Origin of the sequence: Klebsiella sp. LY (genome assembly GCF_004010915.1) — a bacterium.
Lineage (GTDB): Bacteria > Pseudomonadota > Gammaproteobacteria > Enterobacterales > Enterobacteriaceae > Klebsiella > Klebsiella quasipneumoniae.
Map to the genome: position 1 here is coordinate 3,456,617 of NZ_CP022444.1, position 26,151 is coordinate 3,482,767.

The window sequence follows — 26,151 nt, forward strand, 5'->3', positions numbered from 1 at the left end:
ACGTGATTGATAAAACCGCTTTTGTTCATCCTACCGCCATTGTAGAAGAAGGCGCCGTGATTGGCGCTAACGTCCACATTGGTCCGTTTTGTATTGTTGGCGCCAACGTCGAAATCGGCGAAGGCACCGTACTGAAGTCTCACGTTGTCGTTAATGGCCACACCAAAATCGGCCGTGACAATGAGATCTATCAGTTCGCTTCCATCGGCGAAGTTAACCAGGATCTGAAATATGCTGGCGAACCGACCCGGGTGGAAATTGGCGATCGCAACCGCATTCGCGAAAGCGTCACCATTCATCGCGGCACAGTACAGGGCGGTGGATTAACAAAGGTGGGCAACGATAACCTGCTGATGATCAACGCCCACGTGGCGCACGATTGTACGCTTGGCGATCGCTGCATTCTGGCCAATAACGCGACGCTCGCGGGCCATGTTTCGCTGGATGATTATGTCATTATCGGCGGCATGACCGCGGTGCACCAGTTCTGCGTCATTGGCTCACATGTTATGGTTGGCGGCTGCTCCGGCGTGGCGCAGGACGTTCCGCCGTTCGTGATTGCCCAGGGCAACCATGCGACGCCATTCGGCGTCAATATCGAAGGCCTGAAACGCCGCGGCTTCAGCCGGGAAGCGATTACCGCGATCCGCAACGCGTATAAACTGCTGTACCGCAGCGGCAAGACGCTGGAAGAAGCCAAGCCGGAGATCGCCGAACTGGCGACTCAGCATCCTGAAGTCCAGCCGTTTGTCGATTTCTTCGCCCGCTCTACCCGCGGCTTGATTCGTTAATGACTGAACAGCGTCCCCTGACGATTGCCCTGGTCGCCGGAGAAACCTCCGGCGATATTCTTGGCGCCGGCCTCATCCGCGCCCTCAAAGCACGCATCCCGAATGCGCGCTTTGTCGGCGTGGCGGGACCGCTGATGCAGGCGGAAGGGTGTGAAGCCTGGTACGAAATGGAAGAGCTGGCGGTGATGGGTATTGTTGAAGTGCTCGGTCGCCTGCGTCGCTTACTCCATATTCGCGCCGATTTGACCCGCCGCTTCGGCGAGCTGCGTCCCGACGTCTTCGTCGGCATCGACGCCCCTGATTTCAATATTACCCTCGAAGGGAATCTGAAAAAGCAGGGCATCAAAACCATTCACTACGTCAGCCCGTCGGTCTGGGCCTGGCGACAAAAACGCGTTTTCAAAATCGGCAGATCCACCGATCTGGTGCTGGCCTTTCTGCCTTTCGAAAAAGCGTTTTATGACAAATTTAACGTTCCCTGCCGTTTTATCGGCCATACCATGGCGGATGCGATGCCGCTGGATCCTGACAAAGGCGCAGCGCGCGATCGGTTAGGGATCCCGCACGACGTGCGTTGCCTGGCGCTGTTGCCCGGCAGCCGCGGCGCAGAAGTCGAAATGCTCAGCGCGGACTTTCTGAAAACCGCTCAGCTTCTGCGGGCTAGCTATCCCGATCTGCAGGTGGTGGTGCCGCTGGTTAATGCCAAACGGCGGGAGCAGTTTGAGCGAATTAAAGCTGAAACGGCGCCGGATATGATCGTCCATATGCTGGACGGTCAGGCGCGCGATGCGATGATCGCCAGCGACGCCGCGCTGCTGGCCTCCGGGACGGCGGCGCTGGAGTGTATGCTGGCGAAATGCCCGATGGTGGTTGGCTATCGCATGAAGCCGTTCACCTTCTGGCTGGCGAAGCGGTTGGTTAAAACCGACTACGTCTCGTTGCCGAACCTGCTGGCCGGGCGCGAGCTGGTTAAAGAGCTGCTGCAGGATGAGTGCGAGCCGCAGGCGCTGGCTGCCGCTCTGCAGCCGCTGCTGGCCGATGGCAAAACCAGTCATGAGATGCATGAGACATTCCGCGCGCTGCATCAGCAGATCCGCTGCAACGCCGATGAGCAGGCGGCGGATGCCGTACTGGAGTTAGCAAAACAATGATGGAGTTCGTCTATCCGCATACCCATCTGGTTGCCGGCGTCGATGAGGTCGGGCGTGGCCCCCTGGTTGGCGCGGTGGTGACCGCGGCGGTGATCCTCGATCCGGCGAAGCCGATTGTGGGTCTGAATGATTCCAAAAAACTCAGCGAGAAGCGTCGTCTGGCGCTGTTCGATGAGATTAAAGAGAAAGCGCTGTGCTGGAGCCTGGGACGCGCCGAGCCGCACGAAATCGATGAGCTGAATATCCTGCATGCCACTATGCTGGCGATGCAGCGCGCCGTCGCCGGCCTGAGCATTGTACCCGAGTTTGTTCTGATCGATGGCAACCGCTGCCCATCGCTACCGATGCCCTCCCTGGCAGTAGTCAAAGGCGACAGCCGGGTGGCAGAAATCAGCGCAGCGTCTATTCTGGCAAAAGTCACTCGTGACGCCGAAATGGCCACGCTGGACCTCGCATTTCCCCACTACGGATTTGCCCAGCATAAAGGCTATCCCACCGCTGTTCACCTGCAGAAGCTGCAGGAACACGGCGCAACAGAGCATCACCGGCGCAGTTTTGGCCCGGTGAAGCGTGCCCTGGGCCTGGCGTCCAACTAAGTCACCGGGATCTAAAGATGGCTGAACCACGTTTCGTACACCTGCGGGTGCACAGCGACTATTCCATGATCGATGGGCTGGCAAAGACCGGGCCGCTGGTCAAGAAGGCGGCCTCGCTTGGCATGCCAGCGCTGGCGATCACTGATTTCACCAATCTCTGTGGGCTGGTGAAGTTCTACGGGACGGGACACGGCGCGGGGATTAAGCCGATCGTCGGCGCCGATTTCCACGTGCAGTGCGACCTGCTCGGCGACGAATTTACCGAGCTGACCGTGCTGGCGGCGAATAACACCGGCTATCAGAACCTGACTCTGCTGATTTCCCGCGCCTATCAGCGCGGCTACGGCGCCCTGGGGCCGTGGATCGATCGCGACTGGCTGGTGGAACATCAGGAAGGGCTGATTCTGCTCTCCGGCGGCCGTAAAGGCGACGTCGGCGTCAGCCTGATCCGCGGCAACATGCCGCTGGTTGAGCAGTGCGTCGCCTTCTATGAAGAGCATTTCCCGGATCGCTATTTTCTGGAGCTGATCCGCACCGGTCGTCAGGATGAAGAGAGTTATCTTCATGCCGCCGTGGCGCTGGCGGAAGCGCGTGGTCTGCCGGTGGTGGCGACCAACGATGTCCGCTTCCTCGATACTGGCGATTTTGACGCCCATGAAATCCGCGTCGCTATTCACGACGGCTTCACCCTCGACGACCCGAAACGGCCGCGCAACTACTCGCCGCAGCAATATATGCGCAGCGAGGAAGAGATGTGCGAGCTGTTCGCCGATATTCCGGAAGCGCTGGCAAACAGCGTTGAAATTGCCAAGCGCTGCAACGTCACCGTGCGGCTTGGCGAATATTTCCTGCCGCAGTTCCCGACCGGCGATATGACCACGGAAGATTTCCTGGTGATGAAATCGAAAGAGGGTCTGGAGGAGCGGCTGGAATTCCTCTTCCCGGATCCGGAAGTGCGCGCGAAGCGCCGGCCGGAATACGACGAGCGTCTGGATATCGAGCTGCAGGTGATCAACCAGATGGGTTTCCCCGGCTACTTCCTGATCGTGATGGAGTTTATCCAGTGGTCGAAGGATAACGGCGTGCCGGTCGGCCCGGGCCGCGGTTCCGGCGCCGGCTCGCTGGTGGCCTACGCGCTGAAGATCACCGATCTCGACCCGCTGGAATTCGACCTGCTGTTCGAACGTTTCCTCAACCCGGAACGTGTCTCGATGCCCGACTTCGACGTCGACTTCTGTATGGAGAAACGCGACCAGGTTATCGAGCACGTGGCGGATATGTATGGCCGCGACGCGGTATCGCAGATCATCACCTTCGGTACCATGGCGGCGAAGGCGGTCATCCGCGACGTGGGCCGCGTGCTGGGTCACCCGTACGGCTTTGTCGACCGCATCTCCAAGCTGGTGCCGCCCGATCCGGGCATGACGCTGGCGAAAGCCTTCGAGGCCGAGCCGCAACTGCCGGAGATCTACGAGGCGGACGAAGAAGTGAAAGCGCTGATCGACATGGCGCGTAAGCTGGAAGGGGTGACGCGAAACGCCGGTAAGCATGCGGGCGGCGTGGTTATCGCACCGACCAAGATCACCGACTTCGCCCCGCTGTATTGCGATGAGCAGGGGCTGCATCCGGTTACCCAGTTTGACAAGAACGACGTGGAATACGCCGGGCTGGTGAAATTCGACTTCCTCGGTCTGCGTACGCTCACTATCATTAACTGGGCGCTGGAGATGATTAATAAGCGCCGTGAGAAGAACGGCGAAGGGCCGCTGGATATCGCCGCCATCCCGCTGGATGACAAGAAAAGCTTCGACATGCTGCAGCGCTCGGAAACCACTGCGGTCTTCCAGCTTGAATCGCGCGGCATGAAAGATCTGATTAAACGCCTGCAGCCGGACTGCTTCGAAGATATGATCGCTCTGGTGGCCCTGTTCCGCCCGGGCCCGCTGCAGTCGGGGATGGTAGATAACTTTATCGACCGTAAGCACGGCCGAGAAGAGATCTCGTATCCGGACGTGCAGTGGCAGCATGAAAGCCTGAAACCGGTGCTGGAGCCGACCTACGGCATCATCCTGTATCAGGAACAGGTCATGCAGATTGCCCAGGTGCTGTCCGGGTATACCCTCGGCGGCGCGGATATGCTGCGTCGCGCGATGGGTAAGAAAAAGCCGGAGGAGATGGCTAAGCAGCGTTCTATCTTTGAGGATGGGGCGAAGAAAAACGGCATTGACGGCGAACTGGCGATGAAAATCTTTGACCTGGTGGAGAAATTCGCCGGTTACGGGTTTAACAAATCGCACTCCGCCGCGTACGCGCTGGTTTCTTACCAGACGCTATGGCTTAAGGCGCACTATCCGGCTGAGTTTATGGCGGCGGTAATGACCGCCGATATGGACAACACCGAGAAGGTCGTTGGCCTGGTGGACGAGTGCTGGCGGATGGGGCTGAAAATTTTGCCGCCGGATATTAACTCCGGCCTGTACCATTTCCACGTCAACGACGACGGCGAGATCGTCTACGGTATCGGCGCCATCAAGGGCGTCGGCGAAGGGCCGATCGAAGCGATCATTGAGGCGCGCAACAACGGCGGTTATTTCCGCGAGCTGTTCGACCTCTGCGCGCGGACCGATATTAAAAAGCTCAACCGTCGCGTGCTGGAAAAGCTGATTATGTCCGGGGCGTTCGATCGTCTCGGTCCGCACCGTGCGGCGCTGATGAATTCGCTGGGCGATGCGCTGAAAGCCGCCGACCAGCACGCCAAAGCCGAGGCCATCGGCCAGGCTGATATGTTCGGCGTACTGGCGGAAGAGCCTGAGCAGATTGAACAGTCCTACGCCAGCTGCCAGCCGTGGCCTGAGCAGGTGGTGCTGGATGGTGAAAGGGAGACCCTGGGGTTGTACCTGACCGGGCACCCGATTAACCAGTATCTGAAAGAGATTGAGCGCTACGTCGGCGGCGTGAGGCTCAAAGACATGCATCCGACCGATCGTGGAAAAGTGACCACGGCGGCGGGGCTGGTGATTGCGGCGCGGGTAATGGTCACCAAGCGCGGCAATCGTATCGGCATCTGTACCCTGGATGACCGTTCCGGGCGGCTGGAAGTGATGTTATTCACCGACGCGCTGGATAAATATCAGCAGTTGCTGGAAAAAGACCGCATACTTATCGTCAGCGGACAGGTCAGCTTTGATGACTTTAGCGGGGGGCTTAAAATGACCGCCCGTGAAGTCATGGACATTGACGAAGCCCGGGAAAAATATGCTCGCGGGCTTGCTATCTCGCTGACGGACAGGCAAATTGATGACCAGCTTTTAAACCGACTCCGTCAGTCTCTGGAACCCCACCGTTCGGGAACCATTCCAGTGCACCTCTACTATCAGAGGGCGGATGCACGCGCGCGGTTGCGTTTCGGCGCAACATGGCGCGTCTCTCCGAGCGATCGTTTACTCAACGATCTGCGTGGCCTTATCGGCTCGGAGCAGGTGGAACTGGAGTTTGACTAATACAGGAATACTATGAGTCTGAATTTCCTAGATTTTGAACAGCCGATTGCAGAGCTGGAAGCGAAAATCGATTCCCTGACTGCGGTAAGCCGTCAGGATGAGAAACTGGATATTAACATCGATGAAGAAGTGCATCGTCTGCGCGAGAAAAGCGTAGAGCTGACGCGCAAAATCTTCTCCGATCTCGGTGCATGGCAGGTTGCGCAACTGGCGCGCCACCCGCGCCGTCCTTACACCCTGGATTATGTCCGCCTGGCGTTCGACGAGTTTGACGAACTGGCCGGTGACCGTGCCTACGCTGACGATAAAGCGATTGTCGGCGGTATCGCGCGTCTTGATGGTCGTCCGGTGATGATCATTGGCCATCAGAAAGGTCGCGAAACCAAAGAAAAAATTCGTCGCAACTTTGGTATGCCGGCCCCGGAAGGCTACCGCAAAGCGCTGCGCCTGATGGAGATGGCTGAGCGGTTTAAAATGCCGATCATCACCTTCATCGACACCCCGGGCGCCTACCCGGGCGTTGGCGCGGAAGAGCGCGGCCAGTCGGAAGCGATCGCTCGCAATCTGCGTGAAATGTCGCGTCTGAGCGTGCCGGTGATCTGCACCGTGATCGGCGAAGGCGGCTCCGGCGGCGCGCTGGCTATCGGCGTGGGCGACAAGGTCAACATGCTGCAGTACAGCACCTATTCGGTGATTTCGCCGGAAGGCTGTGCCTCCATTCTGTGGAAGAGCGCGGATAAAGCGCCGCTGGCTGCGGAAGCGATGGGCATTATTGCCCCGCGTCTGAAAGAGCTGAAGCTGATCGATTCTATCGTTCCGGAACCGCTGGGCGGCGCCCACCGCAACCCGGAAGCGATGGCGGCAAACCTGAAAGCGCAGCTGCTGGCGGACCTGGCCGATCTCGATCTTCTCAGCGAAGAAGAGCTGCTTAACCGCCGCTATCAACGTCTGATGAGCTACGGTTACGCTTAACTTTTTCGTCAGGACTAAACACTAAGGGCCGGATTTTCCGGCCCTTTTTTTATGTGCGATGCGCCCGGGGGATTGCTATGATGCTTGACTTAGGTGAATACCAGGAGGAAAGCGTGAATATCATCGCCATCATGGGGCCTCACGGCGTCTACCACAAAGACGAGCCGATCAAAGAACTGGAAGCGGCGCTGCAGCGCCAGGGCTTCCAGACCATCTGGCCGCAAAACAGCGCCGACCTGCTGCAGTTTATCGAGCACAACCCGCGCATCTGCGGGGTGATCTTCGACTGGGATGAATACAGCGTCGATCTGTGCAGCGATATCAATCAGCTCAATGAATACCTTCCCCTGTACGCCTTTATTAACGCCCACTCGACGATGGATGTCAGCAGTCAGGATCTGCGCATGACGCTGTGGTTCTTCGAATATGCGCTGGGACTCTCCGAAGAGATCGCCACCCGCATCGGGCAGTATACCCGCGAGTACCTGGACAATATCACCCCGCCGTTTACCCGCGCGCTGTTTAACTATGTGCAGGAGGGTAAATATACCTTTTGTACGCCGGGTCATATGGGCGGCAGCGCCTATCAGAAAAGCCCAGTGGGCTGCCTGTTCTATGACTTTTTTGGCGGGAATACGCTGAAGGCGGATGTCTCGATTTCGGTCACCGAGCTGGGCTCCCTGCTGGATCATACCGGCCCGCATCTGGAGGCGGAGGAGTATATCGCTCGCGCCTTTGGCGCCGAGCAAAGCTATATGGTGACCAACGGTACCTCAACGTCCAATAAAATTGTCGGCATGTACTCGGCGCCCGCCGGCAGCACGCTGCTGATTGACCGTAACTGTCACAAATCGCTGGCCCACCTGCTGATGATGAGCGATGTGGTTCCCCTGTGGCTGAAGCCGACCCGCAACGCGCTGGGGATCCTCGGCGGTATCCCCCGGCGCGAGTTTACCCGCGACAGTATTCAGCAGAAAGTGCGCGACACGGGCGGGGCGCAGTGGCCCGTGCATGCGGTGATCACCAACTCCACCTACGATGGCCTGCTCTACAACACCACCTGGCTTAAAGAGACGCTCGACGTCCCGTCGATCCATTTCGATTCCGCCTGGGTGCCGTATACCCATTTCCATCCGATATATCAGGGGAAAAGCGGCATGAGCGGTGAGCGGATCCCCGGTAAAGTCATCTTCGAGACGCAGTCGACGCATAAGATGCTGGCCGCGCTGTCGCAGGCCTCGTTGATCCACATTAAGGGCAACTATGATGAAGAGACCTTTAATGAAGCCTTTATGATGCATACCTCTACATCGCCGAGCTACCCCATCGTCGCGTCGATTGAGACCGCGGCGGCGATGCTGCGCGGTAACTCCGGTAAGCGCCTGATCCAGCGCTCCATTGAGCGGGCGCTGGACTTCCGTAAAGAGGTGCAGCGACTGCGCGAAGAGTCGGACGGCTGGTTCTTTGATATCTGGCAGCCGGAAGCGGTGGATAAAGCCGAGTGCTGGCCGGTGGCACCGGGCGAAGACTGGCACGGTTTCAAAGATGCCGATGCGGATCATATGTATCTCGATCCGGTGAAGGTCACCATTCTGACGCCGGGCATGGACGAGCAGGGGAATATGGATGAAGAGGGGATCCCGGCGGCGCTGGTGGCGAAGTTCCTCGACGAGCGGGGCGTGGTGGTGGAGAAAACGGGCCCCTACAACCTGCTGTTCCTCTTTAGCATCGGTATCGATAAAACCCGGGCGATGGGGCTGCTGCGCGGCCTGACCGAGTTTAAGCGTGCCTACGATCTCAATCTGCGGGTGAAGAATATGCTGCCGGATCTGTACGCCGAAGATCCCGACTTCTACCGCAATATGCGGATCCAGGATCTGGCGCAGGGGATCCACCGCTTGATCCGCCAGCACCAGCTGCCGCAGCTGATGCTCAGCGCCTTTGACGTCCTGCCGGAAATGAAAATGACGCCGCATCATGCCTGGCAGCGCCAGATTAAAGGTGAGGTGGAAACCATTGAACTGGAGAACCTGGTGGGCCGGATTTCGGCCAACATGATCCTCCCTTATCCGCCGGGGGTACCGCTGCTGATGCCAGGAGAGATGATCACGGAGGAGAGCCGGGCGGTGCTCGACTTCCTGCTGATGCTCTGCTCCATAGGACGTCATTACCCGGGGTTTGAGACCGATATTCACGGCGCGAAGCGCGATGAGGACGGCGTTTATCGGGTACGAGTCTTAAAAAATGACGAAAGGCTTGCGCGTTAACGGCGCGCACGAGTAACGTGGCTGGCTTAACAGAAGGAGTTTGACCATGCTGGGTTTGAAACGGGTTCACCATATTGCCATCATTGCGACCGACTACGCCCGCAGTAAAGCGTTCTATTGCGATACTCTGGGGTTTACGTTGCAAAGTGAGTTTTATCGCGCCGAGCGTGACTCCTGGAAAGGCGATCTGGCGCTCAACGGCGAGTATGTGATTGAGTTGTTCTCGTTCCCGTTTCCGCCGGCCCGCCCCAGTCGTCCGGAAGCCTGCGGGCTGCGTCATCTGGCCTTTAGCGTGGATGATATCGACGCTGCGGTAGCGCATTTGACTGCGCATGGCGTGGAGTGCGAAGCGATTCGCGTCGATCCCTTTACCGGTAAACGCTTTACCTTCTTTAGCGATCCGGACGACCTGCCGCTGGAAATATATCAGCAGTAAACCTTGCCAGCGCGACCCTGGCCCGGTAACGTGCCGGGCTATCACTTCTCGGTATGTTTGTGGTTATGACGGCTGACATTGCGCATACGCTTCATCCCCATCGCCAGCTGCTGGTGGCCTTCAGCGGCGGTCTGGACTCGACGGTTCTTCTGCATCAGCTGGTGCTGCTGCGGGAACAGGATCCCTCGCTGACGCTGCGGGCGGTGCATGTTCACCACGGCCTTAGCGCCCACGCAGACGACTGGGTGGCGCACTGTCGGCAGATTTGCCAGCAGTGGCAGGTGCCGTTGGTGGTGCATCGCGTGACGTTAGCCCGGGGCGGCCTGGGCGTCGAGGCCCATGCCCGTGCGGCGCGCTATCAGGCCTTTCAGGATACGCTCAATGCCGGCGAGGTGTTAGTGACCGCCCAGCACCAGGATGACCAGTGCGAAACGCTGTTGCTGGCGTTAAAACGCGGCAGCGGTCCTACTGGTCTGTCGGCGATGGCGCCATCCTCTGCCTTTGCCGACAGCCGACTACTGCGTCCTCTCCTCAATGAAACCCGCGAATCGCTACGCCAGTGGGCGCTCGCCCATCAGTTGTCGTGGATTGAAGATGAGAGTAATCAGGACGATACCTATGACCGCAACTTTCTGCGCCTGCGGGTGATCCCGCTGCTGCGCGAGCGCTGGCCGCACTTTAGCGAGGCCGTCGCCCGCAGCGCCAGCCTGTGCGCCGAGCAGGAGCAACTGCTGGACGAGATACTGGCGGCGGAGCTCGCGTCGCTGGTGGCCGAAGACGGGTCGCTGGCTATCGCACCACTGACGTCGATGAGTTCTCCCCGCCGCGCGGCGCTGCTGCGTCGCTGGCTCGCCGGGCAGCGGGCGCCGATGCCTGCCCGCGAGGTGCCGGAGCGCCTCTGGCACGAGGTGGCGCTGGCGCGGGAAGATGCCAGCCCCTGCCTGCGGTTGGGGGAATTTACCGTCCGTCGTTTTCAGCAGCGCTTGTACTGGGTGAGATATGTACCCGGGCAGGCGGATAGCGTCCAGCACTGGCCCGACTGGCGCCAGCCGCTGCGGCTGGCGGACGGTCTCGGCGAGCTGATGCTGCAGCCGGGCGGCAGGCTGCGCCCGCCCTCGGCGGATGAGCCGATCACCGTCCGCTTTCGCGCCAGCGGCAATCTGCATATCGTCGGGCGTCATGGCGGCCGTAAGCTAAAGAAGATCTGGCAGGAGCTGGGCGTTGCTCCGTGGCGACGAGACACCACGCCGCTGCTGTTTTACGGTGAAACGCCGATTGCCGCAGCGGACAATCTGTTTGTGACCCACGAAGGTGAAGTCAAAGACGGGGAAGGGGTCAGTCTGACATGGAGGAAAACGGGCGATTAAGCCCGTTTTGATTCAGGATTCGCTCACCACCACGGTGCCGATTTCCGGGTGACTGAAGCTGGCGATTTTATCCAGGCGCAGCTCGCGGACGTTGCCGGCGAGTTCGACCACCAGATACTCGATATTTTTACGCGAGATTAGATCGCTGGCCTTCGCCTGCAGCTGTTCGCCATCCTTCAGCGCCAGCGTCAGCACCAGGTGATGCTGGCAGGCCAGCTCCAGGTTGTCGTAATCATCGCAGTTAATGGGTTGATAAGTATCATTCATTGACATAATCGCTCACCAGTAAGTTTGCTGCCGCATAAGCGGCCTTTTCCCTGACTGACTCCGAAAGGGCCTCATCCGCCGCAATCTCATTCAATACTTTCAACACGCAACCCAGCGCATCCGGGATATACCCTAAGTCTCCGCTGGCTATTTCCGCATACCGCTTGCGTATTAACTCACAATAGTGGTCCACATGCCCTCCTGTCAGCGTTCTGACTCAACCGTGGGATGCAAGTTTAAGCCTACGAAGATAAACTCTGTTTAGCAAGGGAACTATATCATAGTCATTTAAGCAATTTCAGCAGGATGAAACAGGTTGCTGCGATTGCTGACAGCCTTTTGCCGCCAGTTTCGCTACAATGTACGCCATTTTTTTTCAGGAGTTTATTCATGGCGCTGAAAGCGACGATATATAAAGCCGCGGTGAATGTAGCCGATCTGGATCGCAACCAGTTTCTGGATGCTAACCTGACGCTGGCGCAGCACCCGTCGGAAACCCAGGAGCGCATGATGCTGCGCCTGCTGGCGTGGATCAAATATGCCGATGAACGGCTGCAGTTTACGCGCGGCCTCTCGTCAGACGACGAGCCGGAGCTGTGGCTGCTTAACGATCATCTCGGGGTTGATCTGTGGATCGAGATGGGGCTGCCGGACGAAAAACGTATCAAGAAAGCCTGCTCGCGGGCGCAGGCGGTGGCGTTGTTCGCCTATAACAGCCGGGCGGCTGAAATCTGGTGGCAGCAAAATCAGAACAAGCTTGCGGCGTACCCGAAGCTGACCATCTGGTATCTTGATGATGCCCAGCTGGCGCAGCTTAGCGCTTTTGCCGACCGTACGATGACGCTGCAGGCCACGTTGCAGGAGGGGAGCATCTGGTTATCCGATGCTCAGAATAATCTGGAAATTCAGCTTACCGCCTGGCAAGCGCCGGCATGATTACTATCAGCCGCAGTGTGGCCATTGCTGATAACGAGATCACGCTGGAAGGTATTCGCGCCCAGGGGGCCGGGGGCCAGCACGTGAACAAAGCGTCGACCGCGATCCATCTGCGCTTCGATATTAAAGCCTCGAGCCTGCCGGCGTTTTACAAAGAGCGCCTGCTTGCCGCCAGCCATCACTTAATTTCTGCTGACGGTGTGGTTATCATTAAGGCTCAGGAATATCGCAGTCAGGATATGAACCGAGAAGCGGCGATCGCCCGGCTGGTGGCCCTTATCAAAGAATTAACCGCAGTGCAAAAAAGTCGCCGGGAGACGCGACCGACTCGGGCATCCAAAGAGCGACGCCTTGCTTCTAAGGCGCAAAAGTCCTCGGTCAAGGCGCTGCGTGGAAAAGTTCGCCAGTGAAGGCGTCGGCGAACGGGTGGAATGGATCATAAGGAAAGTAGAGTGAAGAAAATCATATTCTCCGTGATAGCGGCCTGTTCGCTGTTCGCGCTGTTTGGTTGTAACCATCGCGCCGAAAATGACACGGTTCAGCCGCCAGCGATGGAAGAGCTCAAACCGATGCAGCAAAGCTGGCGTGGGGTGCTGCCCTGCGCGGATTGCGAAGGCATCGACACCTCGCTGTTCCTGGAAAAAGACGGTACCTGGGTGATGAATGAGCACTACCAGGGCGCTGGTCGTAAACCATCTTCCTTTGCCTCTTACGGCACCTGGGCGCGTACAGCGGATAAGCTGGTACTGACCAACAGCAAGGGCGAAAAATCGTACTTTCGCGCGAAGGGCGACAAGCTGGAGATGCTCGACCGCAACGGGAGTCCCATTCAGTCTCCTCTCAACTATACCCTGGAGCCGGTGAAGGCCAGCCTGCCGACCACCCCGATGGCGATGCGTGGCATGTACTTCTATATGGCCGATGCGGCAACCTTTACTGATTGCGCGACCGGTAAACGCGTCGCGGTGGCGAACAATGCCCAGCTTGAGCGGGATTATGCCGCTGCCCGCGGCAATGATTCACGTCCGGTTCTGCTGGTGGTGGAAGGGCACTTTACCCTCGAGGCGAACCCGGATACCGGCGAAATGATGAAAACGCTGATGACGGATCAGGCCGGCAAATTTATTCCAGGGAAAGACTGCGGACACTGATTGTCCGGCTCCTGCCCGGGGAATGGGCAGGAGATACGCCTCAGCGGTAGCCGGCCAGCGGACTTCGTTCATGGTGGTTTTACCGTCCCCCTTTTCCACCAACCATAGCGCACGAATCATGAGCCTCATGACGGGTGGGAAAGGGCAAATCGTTCTTTTACTCCGCACCGGCCTTCGGTTTGTTCACCAGATACAGCGCGACGTGGCTCACGGAAGAGGGACTGAAGGCGCGGATCCCAAACGAAGTGACGCCGAGGCTGGAGAAGAAGAGCAGGTCGCCGGAACGTAGGTCGCTTTCGGCGATTTCGCGCAGTCCGCTGCCGGCAATCGAGCTTTGGCGCTGGAGGGGGACCGCCCATGGCAGTGAGCGGCTATCGGTCGCGGATGCGGAAGGGGCGTTGCGGCCGACGTCTACAGTGCAGGCGGTAGGCAGGAGCAGGGTGGAGGTCAGCAGCCCGCTGCTGAGAAGAGGTGCAGTCATGGGTACAGTCCTTGTAAAAAAAAGGCCCTGACATCCGTTCAGGGCCCTGGTTGGGTGATTAGCCTTTTATCGCTTTAACCAGATATTCCACAATATCCCCGGTCTTAATCAGCTGCTTCTCACCGTTGCGACGATACTTGTATTCGATATCGTCATTGTCGAGGTTACGATCGCCCAGCACGATGGTGTGCGGGATACCGATCAGCTCCATATCGGCGAACATCACGCCCGGACGTTCTTTACGATCGTCCATCAGCACTTCAATACCCTGGGCGCTCAGCTCGGCGTACAGTTTCTCCGCCAGCTCCTGCACACGGTAAGATTTGTGCATGTTCATCGGCAGGATCGCCACCTGGAACGGCGCAATCGCATCCGGCCAGACGATACCGCGATCGTCAAAGTTCTGCTCAATCGCCGCCGCCACTACGCGAGTGACCCCGATACCATAGCAACCCATCGTCAGGATCTGGTTGCGGCCATCTTCGCCCTGGACCGCGGCTTTCATCGCCTCGGAGTACTTCGTCCCCAGCTGGAAGATATGACCCACTTCGATACCGCGCTTGATAAGCAGGGTACCTTTGCCGTCCGGGCTCGGATCGCCGGCGACGACGTTACGGATGTCCGCGACTTCCGGCGTGGCGACATCGCGGTCCCAGTTGATGCCGAAGTAGTGTTTGCCATCGATGTTGGCGCCGGCGGCGAAATCGCTCATCACCGCCACAGTACGGTCGATAATCACCGGCACCGGCAGGTTCACCGGACCCAGGGAGCCAGGACCGGCTTTCACCAGAGCGCGGATCTCTTCTTCGGTGGCGAAGGTCAGCGGGCTGGCGACCTGCGGCAGTTTTTCGGCTTTCACTTCGTTCAGCTCGTGATCGCCGCGCACCAGCAGGGCAACCAGCGGGGAAGCGCTATCTTCAACCGCTTTCACCAGCAGGGTTTTCACGGTTTTTTCGATCGGCAGGTTGAACTGCTCAACCAGCTCGGCGATGGTTTTGGCGTTCGGCGTGTCGACCAGGGTCATCTCCTGGGTGGCGGCCGCGCGCGGCGTTTTCGGCGCAACGGCTTCCGCAAACTCGATGTTTGCCGCGTAGTCGGAGCTGTCGGAGAAGATCACATCGTCTTCGCCGCTCTGCGCCAGCACCTGGAATTCATGAGAGGCGCTGCCGCCGATAGAACCGGTATCAGCCTGTACCGCGCGGAAGTCCAGCCCCATGCGGCTGAAGATTTTACTGTAAGCGGCGTACATCGCATCGTAGGTTTCCTGCAGCGATTCCTGCGAAGTATGGAAAGAGTACGCATCTTTCATCAGGAATTCGCGGGAGCGCATCACGCCGAAACGCGGACGCACTTCGTCGCGGAATTTGGTCTGGATCTGATAGAAGTTCAGCGGCAGCTGCTTATAGGAGTTCAGCTCGTTGCGGATCAGGTCGGTGATGACCTCTTCGTGGGTTGGACCGAGGACGAACGGACGATCGCCACGATCGGCAATGCGCAGCAGTTCCGGGCCGTACTGCTCCCAGCGACCGCTCTCCTGCCATAGTTCAGATGGCTGAACGACCGGCATTAACACCTCGATCGCACCGGCGTTGTTCATCTCTTCACGCACGATGTTTTCGACTTTTTTCAGGACGCGCACGCCGGTCGGCAGCCAGGTGTATAACCCGGAGGCCAGCTTGCGGATCATCCCGGCGCGCAGCATCAGCTGGTGGCTGATTACCTCGGCGTCGGCAGGTGTCTCCTTCAGAGTGGAGAGCAGATATTGGCTAGTACGCATGTTGTAACGGTTCCAGTTAAACGAGCGGAACAGGCTGGTTGCCCAGCCTGAAACAAAAAAAGTGGTTTAGTTTACCAGTGTGGCAAAGATGCCAAAAGAGAGGAAAATAAAATTAGCGCGCTTCGAGAGCAAAGACTTCAAAACCGGCGGCAGTCACCCGCCAGCGGACGTTGAAATCCAGCAGCCAGACGGCGTAATTTTTACCTGCCTCTTCTTCCTTACGGTAGGCCGGACGCGGATCCTGCGCCAGCACCTCTCGGATAAACGCCTTCAGATGCGGATAACGCTTCTCCAGATGCAAAAGCTGCGTTTCGACCTCGGCGGTAAAACTGACGACCTGATCCGCCTGCGGTGCCTGTTGCGCGTAGCTGGCGTGCGCGTTGGGCAGCGCTTCGGCAAACGGCAGATAGGGTTTGATGTCGACCACCGGCGTACCGTCGACGAGATCGAGGCTGCCGAGCTCCAGTATCACCTGCTCTTTCTGACAGCGAACGCCCTTCAGCTCAACCAGCGACATGCCAATGGGATTGGGGCGAAACGTGGAGCGGGTGGCGAAGACGCCCATACGCGCGTTGCCCCCGAGACGGGGAGGGCGCACCGTCGGACGCCAGCCGCCTTCCATGGTCTGATGAAACACAAACAAGATCCACAGATGGCTGAAGCTTTCCAGACCACGCACGGCGTCGGCCTGGTTGTAGGGCGCGATCAGATGGAGTTCTCCGCCGCCGTGCTTGACCAGACCCGGCTGGCGAGGCACGGCAAACTTCTCTTTATACGGCGAGCGGATAACGCCTATCTGCGCGAACTGAAATGCACTCATTGCGCCGATACGTTAAGCGCCGAGCCCAGACAAACCGCCTGACGGTAGCAGCCTGGGGTACCGCTGGTCACTTCGCAGCGGTGCAGCAGGACAGCATTGGCTTTCATTCGTGCGGCATTAATCTGCAGGCGCTTGCGGGCGGTAGGGATATTCGGCGGAGAATCCTGATTCGAAGCCTGGCAGGACTCGCCAGACACTTCACCCAGATCGCGGAACGGTTTACCTACCAGCTCTGACGCATCGGTATAAATCCGTACTGGCGCCGGACGGGTTGCGCGTGGTTTGGTCGGCTCCGATTTAACCGGAGGAGTTGCAGTGCTTTGAACAGGCTCGACGGGAGATCTGCTTAGCATGGAACAACCGCTTAACATGAGTGCTATCAAACAGACCGGTAAAGCACGCATAATATTTCCTCAATGAATAAAAAACAGGGCGTTATTGAATCAGGTGCTTGCATAAATGACAAGACGGGCGTGAAGCCCGTCCTGAATGATATTACGGTGAGAAAAGATTACCAGCCTTTCACTGCGCCGCCGTTAAAGATCTTGTTTGCTGCTTCGTAAACTTCATCGCTCTGGTAAGCCTGAACGAATTTTTTCACATTCTCAGCATCTTTATTGTCTTCACGCGCCACGATCAGGTTCACGTACGGCGACTCTTTCCCTTCAACAAAGATGCCGTCTTTCGCCGGGGTCAGGCCAATCTGGCTGGCGTAAGTGGTGTTGATAACGGCCAGCGCAATCTGCGCGTCGTCGAGAGAACGCGGCAGCTGCGGTGCTTCCAGTTCAACAATCTTCAGGTTTTTCGGGTTCTCGACGATATCCAGCGAGGTCGGCAGCAGGCCAACGCCGTCTTTCAGTTTGATCAGGCCCACCTGCTGCAGCAGCAGCAGAGAACGACCGAGGTTGGTCGGATCGTTAGGGACGGCGATCTGCGAGCCCGGCTGCAGTTCGTCCAGAGATTTGATTTTCTTCGAGTAACCCGCGATCGGGTAGACGAAGGTGTTGCCGACAGCCACCAGCTTGTAGCCGCGGTCTTTAATCTGCTGGTCGAGGTACGGTTTATGCTGGAAGGCGTTGACGTCGATATCACCTTTGCTCAGCGCTTCGTTCGGCAGAACGTAATCGTTGAAGGTCACCAGCTCAACGTCAAGGCCATACTTCTCTTTTGCCACTTTCTGCGCGACTTCAGCGACCTGCTGCTCCGCCCCGACGATAACGCCGACTTTAATATGATTCGGATCTTTTTCATCCTGACCGCAACCCACCAGCGCCAGAGAACCGATTAACGCACCAACTGCCGCAAAGGTTTTGAAATTAAAGGCCATGTTATTTCCTTCCTGTAAGAATGAGTGTTGTCTGCCAATAACGTTATTTATGAGTCACAGCCCGGACGATGCGATCGCCAGAGAATTGAATTAAATAAACCAGAATAACCAGCAATACCAGTACGGTATTCATCACGGTGGCGTTGTAGCCGATATAGCCATACTGATAACCAATCTGCCCCAAACCGCCGGCGCCCACCGCGCCGCCCATGGCGGAATAGCCCACCAGGGTGATAAGAGTGATAGTGGCGGCGTTGACCAGACCCGGCAGCGCTTCAGGCAGCAGGACCTTACGCACGATCTGCAGCGGCGTAGCGCCCATTGCCCGGGAGGCTTCAATAAGGCCTGTCGGGATCTCCAGCAGCGCGTTCTCCACCATGCGAGCGATAAACGGCGCGGCGCCCACTGTCAACGGCACGATCGCCGCCTGCAGGCCGATTGAGGTGCCGACGATCACGCGGGTAAACGGGATCATCCAGACCAACAGGATAATGAACGGGATGGAGCGGAAAATGTTCACCAGCGCCGACAGCGTCCGGTACAGTTTAGCATTGGCGACGATTTGCCCCGGACGGGTCACGTACAGCAGCACGCCCACCGGCAGACCAAGGACAAAACCGAAGAAGCCGGAGACAAAGGTCATTGCCAGCGTTTCCCATACGCCGCGCAACAGCAGCCACATCATTGCCTCAGACATAACCCAATACCTCTACTTTTACATGATGTTCCTGCAGCCAGGCGATAGCCGCCTGAGTGTCTTCCTGTGTACCGTGCATTTCAGTCAGCATGATGCCGAACTTCACCCCGCCGGCATAATCCATCTGCGCGCTAATAATGTTGTTATTCACGTTGAAGCGACGCGCGGTTTCAGAAAGCAGCGGCGCATCGACGGAGTGGCCGGTAAATTCCATGCGCAGCATTGGTACGCTATCCGCTGTAGCGGTAGGTTTCAGGCGCGCCTGGTAGTCATCCGGAATATCCAGGTGCAGGGTCGACTGAATAAACTGCTGGGCCAGCGGCGTCTTCGGATGGGAGAAGACTTCGCTCACCGTGTCCTGCTCAATCAACTGGCCGTTGCTAATCACTGCCACGCAGTCGCAAATGCGTTTCACCACATCCATTTCGTGGGTGATCAGCAGGATGGTCAGTCCCAGACGACGGTTAATGTCTTTCAGCAGTTCGAGAATGGAACGGGTGGTGGCCGGATCCAGGGCGCTGGTGGCTTCATCACACAGCAGTACCTTGGGGTTACTGGCCAGCGCGCGGGCAATGGCGACACGCTGTTTCTGACCGCCGGAGAGATTAGCCGGATAGCTGTCGTGCTTATCACCCAGGCCGACAAGATCCAGCAGTTCCGTCACGCGGCGTTTGATTTCTGCCTGTGGCGTGTTATCCAGCTCCAGAGGTAACGCCACGTTGCCGAAAACGGTGCGGGATGCCAGCAGGTTAAAATGCTGGAAAATCATGCCAATCTGACGGCGAGCGCGGGTTAGCTCTTTTTCCGACAGCGCAGTCAGCTCCTGACCGTCAACCTGTACGCTGCCCTCGGTCGGGCGCTCCAGCAGGTTAACGCAGCGAATCAGCGTACTTTTACCGGCGCCGGAGGCACCGATGACGCCGTAAATCTGTCCGGCAGGGACATGCAGGCTGACGTTATTCAGCGCCTGAATGCTGCGATTCCCCTGCTGGAACACTTTGGTGATATTGGAAAGTTTAATCATCAGTTATTTATTATCGTTTAGCCGTTTGCCGTGGCATTTTCTTCTGCCGTATCCAGGCGATGCCTGGCAATGAAATGGATGTTAAGGCATCCAGACGTCTAAATCAATCTGACTCTTTATAATGAGCACTTTCTTGCATGCGGAAACATGCGATACTAACGGCACTAGCCTTTTTCAGGAGCAAACCGGTGGCAAAGTCAGTACCCGCAATTTTTCTCGACCGTGACGGCACTATTAATGTCGATCATGGCTACGTCCACGAAATCGACAATTTTGAATTTATCGATGGCGTCATTGACGCAATGCGCGAACTAAAAGAGATGGGCTACGCGCTGGTGCTGGTCACTAACCAGTCCGGTATTGCTCGCGGTAAATTTACCGAAGCTCAGTTTGAAACGCTGACCGAATGGATGGACTGGTCTCTGGCAGACCGTGGCGTCGATCTGGACGGTATCTATTATTGCCCGCATCACCCGCAGGGTGCGGTTGAGGAGTACCGTCAGACCTGTGATTGCCGTAAACCGCATCCGGGGATGCTGATCTCAGCTCGCGATTATCTGCATATCGATATGGCCGCTTCCTATATGGTAGGGGACAAACTGGAAGATATGCAGGCTGCAGCGGCTGCTGATGTCGGTACTAAAGTGCTGGTACGTACCGGTAAGCCTGTTACTGAAGAAGCGGAAAAAGCCGCGGACTGGGTGCTAAATAGCCTGACAGAGCTGCCGGCGGCGATTAAAAAGCAGCAAAAATAAGCGTTACGTATAAAAGATGAGCGGTTGAAATAAAATTGTATTTTTCCGCTTGTCATTCCCGGCGGGCTCCCTATAATGCGCCTCCATCGACACGGCGGATGTGAATCACTTCACACAAACAGCCAGTTCGGTTGAAGAGAAAAATCCTGAAAAACGGGTTGACTCTGAAAGAGGAAAGCGTAATATACGCCACCTCGCGACAGAGCGCTAAAGCGCGTCGCAACTGCTCTTTAACAATTTATCAGACAATCTGTGTGGGCACTCAAAGTGACATGGATTCTTAATGTCTTCGGACAATAAATGAATACCAAGTCTCAAGAGTGAACACGTAATTCATTACGAAGTTTAATTCTTTGAGCATCAAACTTAAATTGAAGAGTTTGATCATGGCTCAGATTGAACGCTGGCGGCAGGCCTAACACATGCAAGTCGAGCGGTAGCACAGAGAGCTTGCTCTCGGGTGACGAGCGGCGGACGGGTGAGTAATGTCTGGGAAACTGCCTGATGGAGGGGGATAACTACTGGAAACGGTAGCTAATACCGCATAACGTCGCAAGACCAAAGTGGGGGACCTTCGGGCCTCATGCCATCAGATGTGCCCAGATGGGATTAGCTAGTAGGTGGGGTAATGGCTCACCTAGGCGACGATCCCTAGCTGGTCTGAGAGGATGACCAGCCACACTGGAACTGAGACACGGTCCAGACTCCTACGGGAGGCAGCAGTGGGGAATATTGCACAATGGGCGCAAGCCTGATGCAGCCATGCCGCGTGTATGAAGAAGGCCTTCGGGTTGTAAAGTACTTTCAGCGGGGAGGAAGGCGATAAGGTTAATAACCTTGTCGATTGACGTTACCCGCAGAAGAAGCACCGGCTAACTCCGTGCCAGCAGCCGCGGTAATACGGAGGGTGCAAGCGTTAATCGGAATTACTGGGCGTAAAGCGCACGCAGGCGGTCTGTCAAGTCGGATGTGAAATCCCCGGGCTCAACCTGGGAACTGCATTCGAAACTGGCAGGCTAGAGTCTTGTAGAGGGGGGTAGAATTCCAGGTGTAGCGGTGAAATGCGTAGAGATCTGGAGGAATACCGGTGGCGAAGGCGGCCCCCTGGACAAAGACTGACGCTCAGGTGCGAAAGCGTGGGGAGCAAACAGGATTAGATACCCTGGTAGTCCACGCCGTAAACGATGTCGATTTGGAGGTTGTGCCCTTGAGGCGTGGCTTCCGGAGCTAACGCGTTAAATCGACCGCCTGGGGAGTACGGCCGCAAGGTTAAAACTCAAATGAATTGACGGGGGCCCGCACAAGCGGTGGAGCATGTGGTTTAATTCGATGCAACGCGAAGAACCTTACCTGGTCTTGACATCCACAGAACTTAGCAGAGATGCTTTGGTGCCTTCGGGAACTGTGAGACAGGTGCTGCATGGCTGTCGTCAGCTCGTGTTGTGAAATGTTGGGTTAAGTCCCGCAACGAGCGCAACCCTTATCCTTTGTTGCCAGCGGTTCGGCCGGGAACTCAAAGGAGACTGCCAGTGATAAACTGGAGGAAGGTGGGGATGACGTCAAGTCATCATGGCCCTTACGACCAGGGCTACACACGTGCTACAATGGCATATACAAAGAGAAGCGACCTCGCGAGAGCAAGCGGACCTCATAAAGTATGTCGTAGTCCGGATTGGAGTCTGCAACTCGACTCCATGAAGTCGGAATCGCTAGTAATCGTAGATCAGAATGCTACGGTGAATACGTTCCCGGGCCTTGTACACACCGCCCGTCACACCATGGGAGTGGGTTGCAAAAGAAGTAGGTAGCTTAACCTTCGGGAGGGCGCTTACCACTTTGTGATTCATGACTGGGGTGAAGTCGTAACAAGGTAACCGTAGGGGAACCTGCGGTTGGATCACCTCCTTACCTTAAAGAACCTGCCTTTGCAGTGCTCACACAGATTGTCTGATGAAATAGAGCAGTAAATAATCTCTGCAGGCTTGTAGCTCAGGTGGTTAGAGCGCACCCCTGATAAGGGTGAGGTCGGTGGTTCAAGTCCACTCAGGCCTACCAAATTTTCCCTGAATACTGCGTTGTGGCAAAGCTCGCATACTTCAGTATGCTTCGCTTCACCACGCCTTGTCTCAGGAAAAATTACCGGTACAGAGATAACACCGATGGGGCTATAGCTCAGCTGGGAGAGCGCCTGCTTTGCACGCAGGAGGTCTGCGGTTCGATCCCGCATAGCTCCACCATCTTTACTGCGAATACAAGAAAACTTCAGAGTGAACCTGAAAAGGTGCACTGCGAAGTTTTGCTCTTTAAAAATCTGGATCAAGCTGAAAATTGAAACGACACACATGTTATGTGTGTTCGAGTCTCTCAAATTTTCGCGACGCGATGATGTTTTACGAAACATCTTCGGGTTGTGAGGTTAAGCGACTAAGCGTACACGGTGGATGCCCTGGCAGTCAGAGGCGATGAAGGACGTGCTAATCTGCGAAAAGCGTCGGTAAGGTGATATGAACCGTTATAACCGGCGATGTCCGAATGGGGAAACCCAGTGCAATTCGTTGCACTATCGTTAACTGAATACATAGGTTAACGAGGCGAACCGGGGGAACTGAAACATCTAAGTACCCCGAGGAAAAGAAATCAACCGAGATTCCCCCAGTAGCGGCGAGCGAACGGGGAGCAGCCCAGAGTCTGAATCAGCTTGTGTGTTAGTGGAACGGTCTGGAAAGTCCGACGGTACAGGGTGATAGTCCCGTACACCAAAATGCACAGGCTGTGAACTCGAAGAGTAGGGCGGGACACGTGGTATCCTGTCTGAATATGGGGGGACCATCCTCCAAGGCTAAATACTCCTGACTGACCGATAGTGAACCAGTACCGTGAGGGAAAGGCGAAAAGAACCCCGGCGAGGGGAGTGAAAAAGAACCTGAAACCGTGTACGTACAAGCAGTGGGAGCACCTTCGGGTGTGACTGCGTACCTTTTGTATAATGGGTCAGCGACTTATATTCTGTAGCAAGGTTAACCGTATAGGGGAGCCGCAGGGAAACCGAGTCTTAACTGGGCGTTAAGTTGCAGGGTATAGACCCGAAACCCGGTGATCTAGCCATGGGCAGGTTGAAGGTTGGGTAACACTAACTGGAGGACCGAACCGACTAATGTTGAAAAATTAGCGGATGACTTGTGGCTGGGGGTGAAAGGCCAATCAAACCGGGAGATAGCTGGTTCTCCCCGAAAGCTATTTAGGTAGCGCCTCGTGAACTCATCTTCGGGGGTAGAGCACTGTTTCGGCTAGGGGGTCATCCCGACTTACCAACCCGATGCAAACTACGAATACCGAAGAATGTTATCACGGGAGACACACGGCGGGTGCTAACGTCCGTCGTGAAGAGGGAAACAACCCAGACCGCCAGCTAAGGTCCCAAAGTCATGGTTAAGTGGGAAACGATGTGGGAAGGCACAGACAGCCAGGATGTTGGCTTAGAAGCAGCCATCATTTAAAGAAAGCGTAATAGCTCACTGGTCGAGTCGGCCTGCGCGGAAGATGTAACGGGGCTAAACCATGCACCGAAGCTGCGGCAGCGACACGATGTGTTGTTGGGTAGGGGAGCGTTCTGTAAGCCTGCGAAGGTGGCCTGTGAGGGCTGCTGGAGGTATCAGAAGTGCGAATGCTGACATAAGTAACGATAAAGCGGGTGAAAAGCCCGCTCGCCGGAAGACCAAGGGTTCCTGTCCAACGTTAATCGGGGCAGGGTGAGTCGACCCCTAAGGCGAGGCCGAAAGGCGTAGTCGATGGGAAACAGGTTAATATTCCTGTACTTGGTGTTACTGCGAAGGGGGGACGGAGAAGGCTATGTTAGCCGGGCGACGGTTGTCCTGGTTTAAGCATGTAGGCTGGTTATCCAGGCAAATCCGGATAATCAAGGCTGAGGTGTGATGACGAGGCACTACGGTGCTGAAGTAACAAATGCCCTGCTTCCAGGAAAAGCCTCTAAGCATCAGGTAACATCAAATCGTACCCCAAACCGACACAGGTGGTCAGGTAGAGAATACCAAGGCGCTTGAGAGAACTCGGGTGAAGGAACTAGGCAAAATGGTGCCGTAACTTCGGGAGAAGGCACGCTGGTGTGTAGGTGAAGTCCCTGCGGATGGAGCTGAGACCAGTCGAAGATACCAGCTGGCTGCAACTGTTTATTAAAAACACAGCACTGTGCAAACACGAAAGTGGACGTATACGGTGTGACGCCTGCCCGGTGCCGGAAGGTTAATTGATGGGGTTATCCGTAAGGAGAAGCTCTTGATCGAAGCCCCGGTAAACGGCGGCCGTAACTATAACGGTCCTAAGGTAGCGAAATTCCTTGTCGGGTAAGTTCCGACCTGCACGAATGGCGTAATGATGGCCAGGCTGTCTCCACCCGAGACTCAGTGAAATTGAACTCGCTGTGAAGATGCAGTGTACCCGCGGCAAGACGGAAAGACCCCGTGAACCTTTACTATAGCTTGACACTGAACATTGAGCCTTGATGTGTAGGATAGGTGGGAGGCTTTGAAGCGTGGACGCCAGTCTGCGTGGAGCCAACCTTGAAATACCACCCTTTAATGTTTGATGTTCTAACGTTGGCCCCTTACCGGGGTTGCGGACAGTGTCTGGTGGGTAGTTTGACTGGGGCGGTCTCCTCCCAAAGCGTAACGGAGGAGCACGAAGGTTAGCTAATCCTGGTCGGACATCAGGAGGTTAGTGCAATGGCATAAGCTAGCTTGACTGCGAGCGTGACGGCGCGAGCAGGTGCGAAAGCAGGTCATAGTGATCCGGTGGTTCTGAATGGAAGGGCCATCGCTCAACGGATAAAAGGTACTCCGGGGATAACAGGCTGATACCGCCCAAGAGTTCATATCGACGGCGGTGTTTGGCACCTCGATGTCGGCTCATCACATCCTGGGGCTGAAGTAGGTCCCAAGGGTATGGCTGTTCGCCATTTAAAGTGGTACGCGAGCTGGGTTTAGAACGTCGTGAGACAGTTCGGTCCCTATCTGCCGTGGGCGCTGGAGAATTGAGGGGGGCTGCTCCTAGTACGAGAGGACCGGAGTGGACGCATCACTGGTGTTCGGGTTGTCATGCCAATGGCACTGCCCGGTAGCTAAATGCGGAAGAGATAAGTGCTGAAAGCATCTAAGCACGAAACTTGCCCCGAGATGAGTTCTCCCTGAGACTTTAAGTCTCCTGAAGGAACGTTAAAGACGATGACGTTGATAGGCCGGGTGTGTAAGCGCAGCGATGCGTTGAGCTAACCGGTACTAATGAACCGTGAGGCTTAACCTTACAACGCCGAAGATGTTTTGGCGGATTTGAGAAGATTTTCAGCTTAGATTCAGAGTTGAGTACGCAATAATTTGCGCAGCAGCAAGGCGACCAGCGAAGGAAAGGAAGGAGCATACTGAAGTATGTGACTGACTTTACGAGCGCAGGCAACGCAGCTGATGCGATAAAGAATTGCGTGCTGAGCACAAAGAATTTGCCTGGCGGCACTAGCGCGGTGGTCCCACCTGACCCCATGCCGAACTCAGAAGTGAAACGCCGTAGCGCCGATGGTAGTGTGGGGTCTCCCCATGTGAGAGTAGGGAACTGCCAGGCATCAAATTGCAGTAAGCCGGGGTGACAACCGGTGGTCATAAAGCGAAAAAATTCGGTGGAGCGGTAGTTCAGTCGGTTAGAATACCTGCCTGTCACGCAGGGGGTCGCGGGTTCGAGTCCCGTCCGTTCCGCCACTTAATAAGAGCCCTGAGCATTTGCTCAGGGCTTTTTTGTTTCATCTGTTCCCGATTATTGCTAAACCAGCAAA

20 protein-coding genes, 3 tRNA genes, 3 rRNA genes and 1 pseudogene are annotated in these 26,151 nt (G+C 56.5%); 18 read left to right on the forward strand and 9 right to left on the reverse strand.

Features of this window, described 5'->3' with window-relative positions:
• The first annotated feature begins 2 nt into the window (after positions 1 to 2).
• The 8 genes from lpxA (at position 3) to tilS (ending at position 11,080) form a co-directional block, all read left to right on the forward strand.
• A complete protein-coding gene (gene lpxA / locus CE636_RS19775) occupies positions 3 to 791 on the forward strand; it encodes an acyl-ACP--UDP-N-acetylglucosamine O-acyltransferase (RefSeq protein WP_004204455.1) in 789 nt (262 codons plus the stop codon).
• Entirely contained in the window at positions 791 to 1,942 is a 1,152-nt protein-coding gene (gene lpxB / locus CE636_RS19780) for a lipid-A-disaccharide synthase (RefSeq protein WP_004204457.1), read from the forward strand. Before lpxA ends, lpxB begins: the two co-directional genes overlap by 1 nt.
• Positions 1,939 to 2,538: a ribonuclease HII gene (gene rnhB / locus CE636_RS19785; protein WP_004204458.1), complete on the forward strand. Its 600-nt coding sequence runs from the start codon at positions 1,939 to 1,941 to the stop codon at positions 2,536 to 2,538. The genes lpxB and rnhB overlap by 4 nt, the downstream gene beginning before the upstream one ends.
• A 17-nt stretch (positions 2,539 to 2,555) precedes the next feature.
• Positions 2,556 to 6,038, forward strand: coding sequence for a DNA polymerase III subunit alpha (gene dnaE / locus CE636_RS19790; RefSeq protein WP_017900653.1), 3,483 nt, complete (start codon positions 2,556 to 2,558; stop codon positions 6,036 to 6,038).
• A 12-nt stretch (positions 6,039 to 6,050) separates the two neighbouring features.
• On the forward strand, positions 6,051 to 7,010 hold the full coding sequence (accA, locus tag CE636_RS19795) for an acetyl-CoA carboxylase carboxyl transferase subunit alpha (RefSeq protein WP_004204460.1): 960 nt from the start codon (positions 6,051 to 6,053) through the stop codon (positions 7,008 to 7,010).
• Positions 7,011 to 7,123: 113 nt separating this feature from the next.
• Positions 7,124 to 9,277 (forward strand): lysine decarboxylase LdcC, encoded by a 2,154-nt coding sequence (locus CE636_RS19800; protein WP_004204462.1) that lies wholly within the window; start codon positions 7,124 to 7,126, stop codon positions 9,275 to 9,277.
• A gap of 46 nt (positions 9,278 to 9,323) precedes the next feature.
• The gene (locus tag CE636_RS19805; RefSeq protein WP_004204463.1) at positions 9,324 to 9,713 is read left to right on the forward strand and encodes a VOC family protein; all 390 of its coding nucleotides are present in this window, start codon (positions 9,324 to 9,326) and stop codon (positions 9,711 to 9,713) included.
• 53 nt (positions 9,714 to 9,766) lie between these two features.
• Positions 9,767 to 11,080 (forward strand): tRNA lysidine(34) synthetase TilS, encoded by a 1,314-nt coding sequence (gene tilS, locus CE636_RS19810; RefSeq protein ID WP_017900655.1) that lies wholly within the window; start codon positions 9,767 to 9,769, stop codon positions 11,078 to 11,080.
• A gap of 12 nt (positions 11,081 to 11,092) precedes the next feature.
• Here tilS and rof read toward each other — a convergent pair whose 3' ends face one another.
• A complete protein-coding gene (gene rof / locus CE636_RS19815; protein ID WP_002889424.1) occupies positions 11,093 to 11,353 on the reverse strand; it encodes a Rho-binding antiterminator in 261 nt (86 codons plus the stop codon).
• Positions 11,340 to 11,540: a YaeP family protein gene (locus CE636_RS19820; protein ID WP_002889429.1), complete on the reverse strand. Its 201-nt coding sequence runs from the start codon at positions 11,538 to 11,540 to the stop codon at positions 11,340 to 11,342. The genes rof and CE636_RS19820 overlap by 14 nt, the downstream gene beginning before the upstream one ends.
• A gap of 197 nt (positions 11,541 to 11,737) precedes the next feature.
• Between CE636_RS19820 and CE636_RS19825 the strand changes: the two genes are divergently transcribed.
• From CE636_RS19825 to nlpE, 3 genes are read left to right on the forward strand one after another with little or no spacing between them, the layout of a single operon-like run.
• Complete coding sequence (locus CE636_RS19825; protein ID WP_017900656.1) at positions 11,738 to 12,283, forward strand: YaeQ family protein; 546 nt, start codon at positions 11,738 to 11,740, stop codon at positions 12,281 to 12,283.
• Complete coding sequence (gene arfB, locus CE636_RS19830) at positions 12,280 to 12,693, forward strand: alternative ribosome rescue aminoacyl-tRNA hydrolase ArfB (protein ID WP_017900657.1); 414 nt, start codon at positions 12,280 to 12,282, stop codon at positions 12,691 to 12,693. The genes CE636_RS19825 and arfB overlap by 4 nt, the downstream gene beginning before the upstream one ends.
• Positions 12,694 to 12,735: 42 nt before the next feature.
• Complete coding sequence (gene nlpE, locus CE636_RS19835) at positions 12,736 to 13,434, forward strand: envelope stress response activation lipoprotein NlpE (RefSeq protein WP_020481015.1); 699 nt, start codon at positions 12,736 to 12,738, stop codon at positions 13,432 to 13,434.
• A 187-nt stretch (positions 13,435 to 13,621) separates the two neighbouring features.
• Here the strand turns inward: nlpE and CE636_RS19840 are convergent.
• From CE636_RS19840 to metN, 7 genes and pseudogenes are all read right to left on the reverse strand, one after another.
• Positions 13,622 to 13,915: pseudogene (locus tag CE636_RS19840) on the reverse strand (hypothetical protein); the annotation flags it as partial.
• 58 nt (positions 13,916 to 13,973) lie between these two features.
• Positions 13,974 to 15,692, reverse strand: coding sequence for a proline--tRNA ligase (proS, locus tag CE636_RS19845; protein ID WP_004204474.1), 1,719 nt, complete (start codon positions 15,690 to 15,692; stop codon positions 13,974 to 13,976).
• Between the two features lie 112 nt (positions 15,693 to 15,804).
• Positions 15,805 to 16,512, reverse strand: a complete 708-nt coding sequence (gene tsaA / locus CE636_RS19850; RefSeq protein ID WP_017900660.1) for a tRNA (N6-threonylcarbamoyladenosine(37)-N6)-methyltransferase TrmO — start codon at positions 16,510 to 16,512, stop codon at positions 15,805 to 15,807.
• Positions 16,509 to 16,916 (reverse strand): Rcs stress response system protein RcsF, encoded by a 408-nt coding sequence (rcsF, locus tag CE636_RS19855; RefSeq protein ID WP_004204477.1) that lies wholly within the window; start codon positions 16,914 to 16,916, stop codon positions 16,509 to 16,511. Before rcsF ends, tsaA begins: the two co-directional genes overlap by 4 nt.
• 107 nt (positions 16,917 to 17,023) lie before the next feature.
• Entirely contained in the window at positions 17,024 to 17,839 is an 816-nt protein-coding gene (metQ, locus tag CE636_RS19860; protein ID WP_002889445.1) for a methionine ABC transporter substrate-binding lipoprotein MetQ, read from the reverse strand.
• A gap of 43 nt (positions 17,840 to 17,882) precedes the next feature.
• On the reverse strand, positions 17,883 to 18,536 hold the full coding sequence (locus tag CE636_RS19865; protein WP_004204478.1) for a methionine ABC transporter permease MetI: 654 nt from the start codon (positions 18,534 to 18,536) through the stop codon (positions 17,883 to 17,885).
• Positions 18,529 to 19,560 (reverse strand): methionine ABC transporter ATP-binding protein MetN, encoded by a 1,032-nt coding sequence (gene metN, locus CE636_RS19870; protein WP_002889450.1) that lies wholly within the window; start codon positions 19,558 to 19,560, stop codon positions 18,529 to 18,531. The genes CE636_RS19865 and metN overlap by 8 nt, the downstream gene beginning before the upstream one ends.
• Before the next feature lie 188 nt (positions 19,561 to 19,748).
• Between metN and gmhB the strand changes: the two genes are divergently transcribed.
• The 7 genes from gmhB to CE636_RS19905 all read left to right on the forward strand — a co-directional run bounded on the left by gmhB (position 19,749) and on the right by CE636_RS19905 (position 26,077).
• Positions 19,749 to 20,315, forward strand: a complete 567-nt coding sequence (gene gmhB / locus CE636_RS19875) for a D-glycero-beta-D-manno-heptose 1,7-bisphosphate 7-phosphatase (protein WP_004204479.1) — start codon at positions 19,749 to 19,751, stop codon at positions 20,313 to 20,315.
• 368 nt (positions 20,316 to 20,683) lie between these two features.
• Positions 20,684 to 22,223: ribosomal RNA gene (locus tag CE636_RS19880) — 16S ribosomal RNA — on the forward strand.
• Positions 22,224 to 22,293: 70 nt separating this feature from the next.
• Positions 22,294 to 22,370 (forward strand) — tRNA-Ile (locus CE636_RS19885).
• A gap of 106 nt (positions 22,371 to 22,476) precedes the next feature.
• Positions 22,477 to 22,552 (forward strand) — tRNA-Ala (locus tag CE636_RS19890).
• Between the two features lie 177 nt (positions 22,553 to 22,729).
• Positions 22,730 to 25,631, forward strand: a 23S ribosomal RNA gene (locus CE636_RS19895).
• Between the two features lie 196 nt (positions 25,632 to 25,827).
• A 5S ribosomal RNA gene (gene rrf, locus CE636_RS19900) occupies positions 25,828 to 25,943 on the forward strand.
• The 16S, 23S and 5S rRNA genes sit together here with 3 tRNA genes alongside, the layout of an rRNA operon.
• A 57-nt stretch (positions 25,944 to 26,000) precedes the next feature.
• A tRNA-Asp gene (locus CE636_RS19905) sits at positions 26,001 to 26,077 on the forward strand.
• Positions 26,078 to 26,151: the final 74 nt, after the last annotated feature.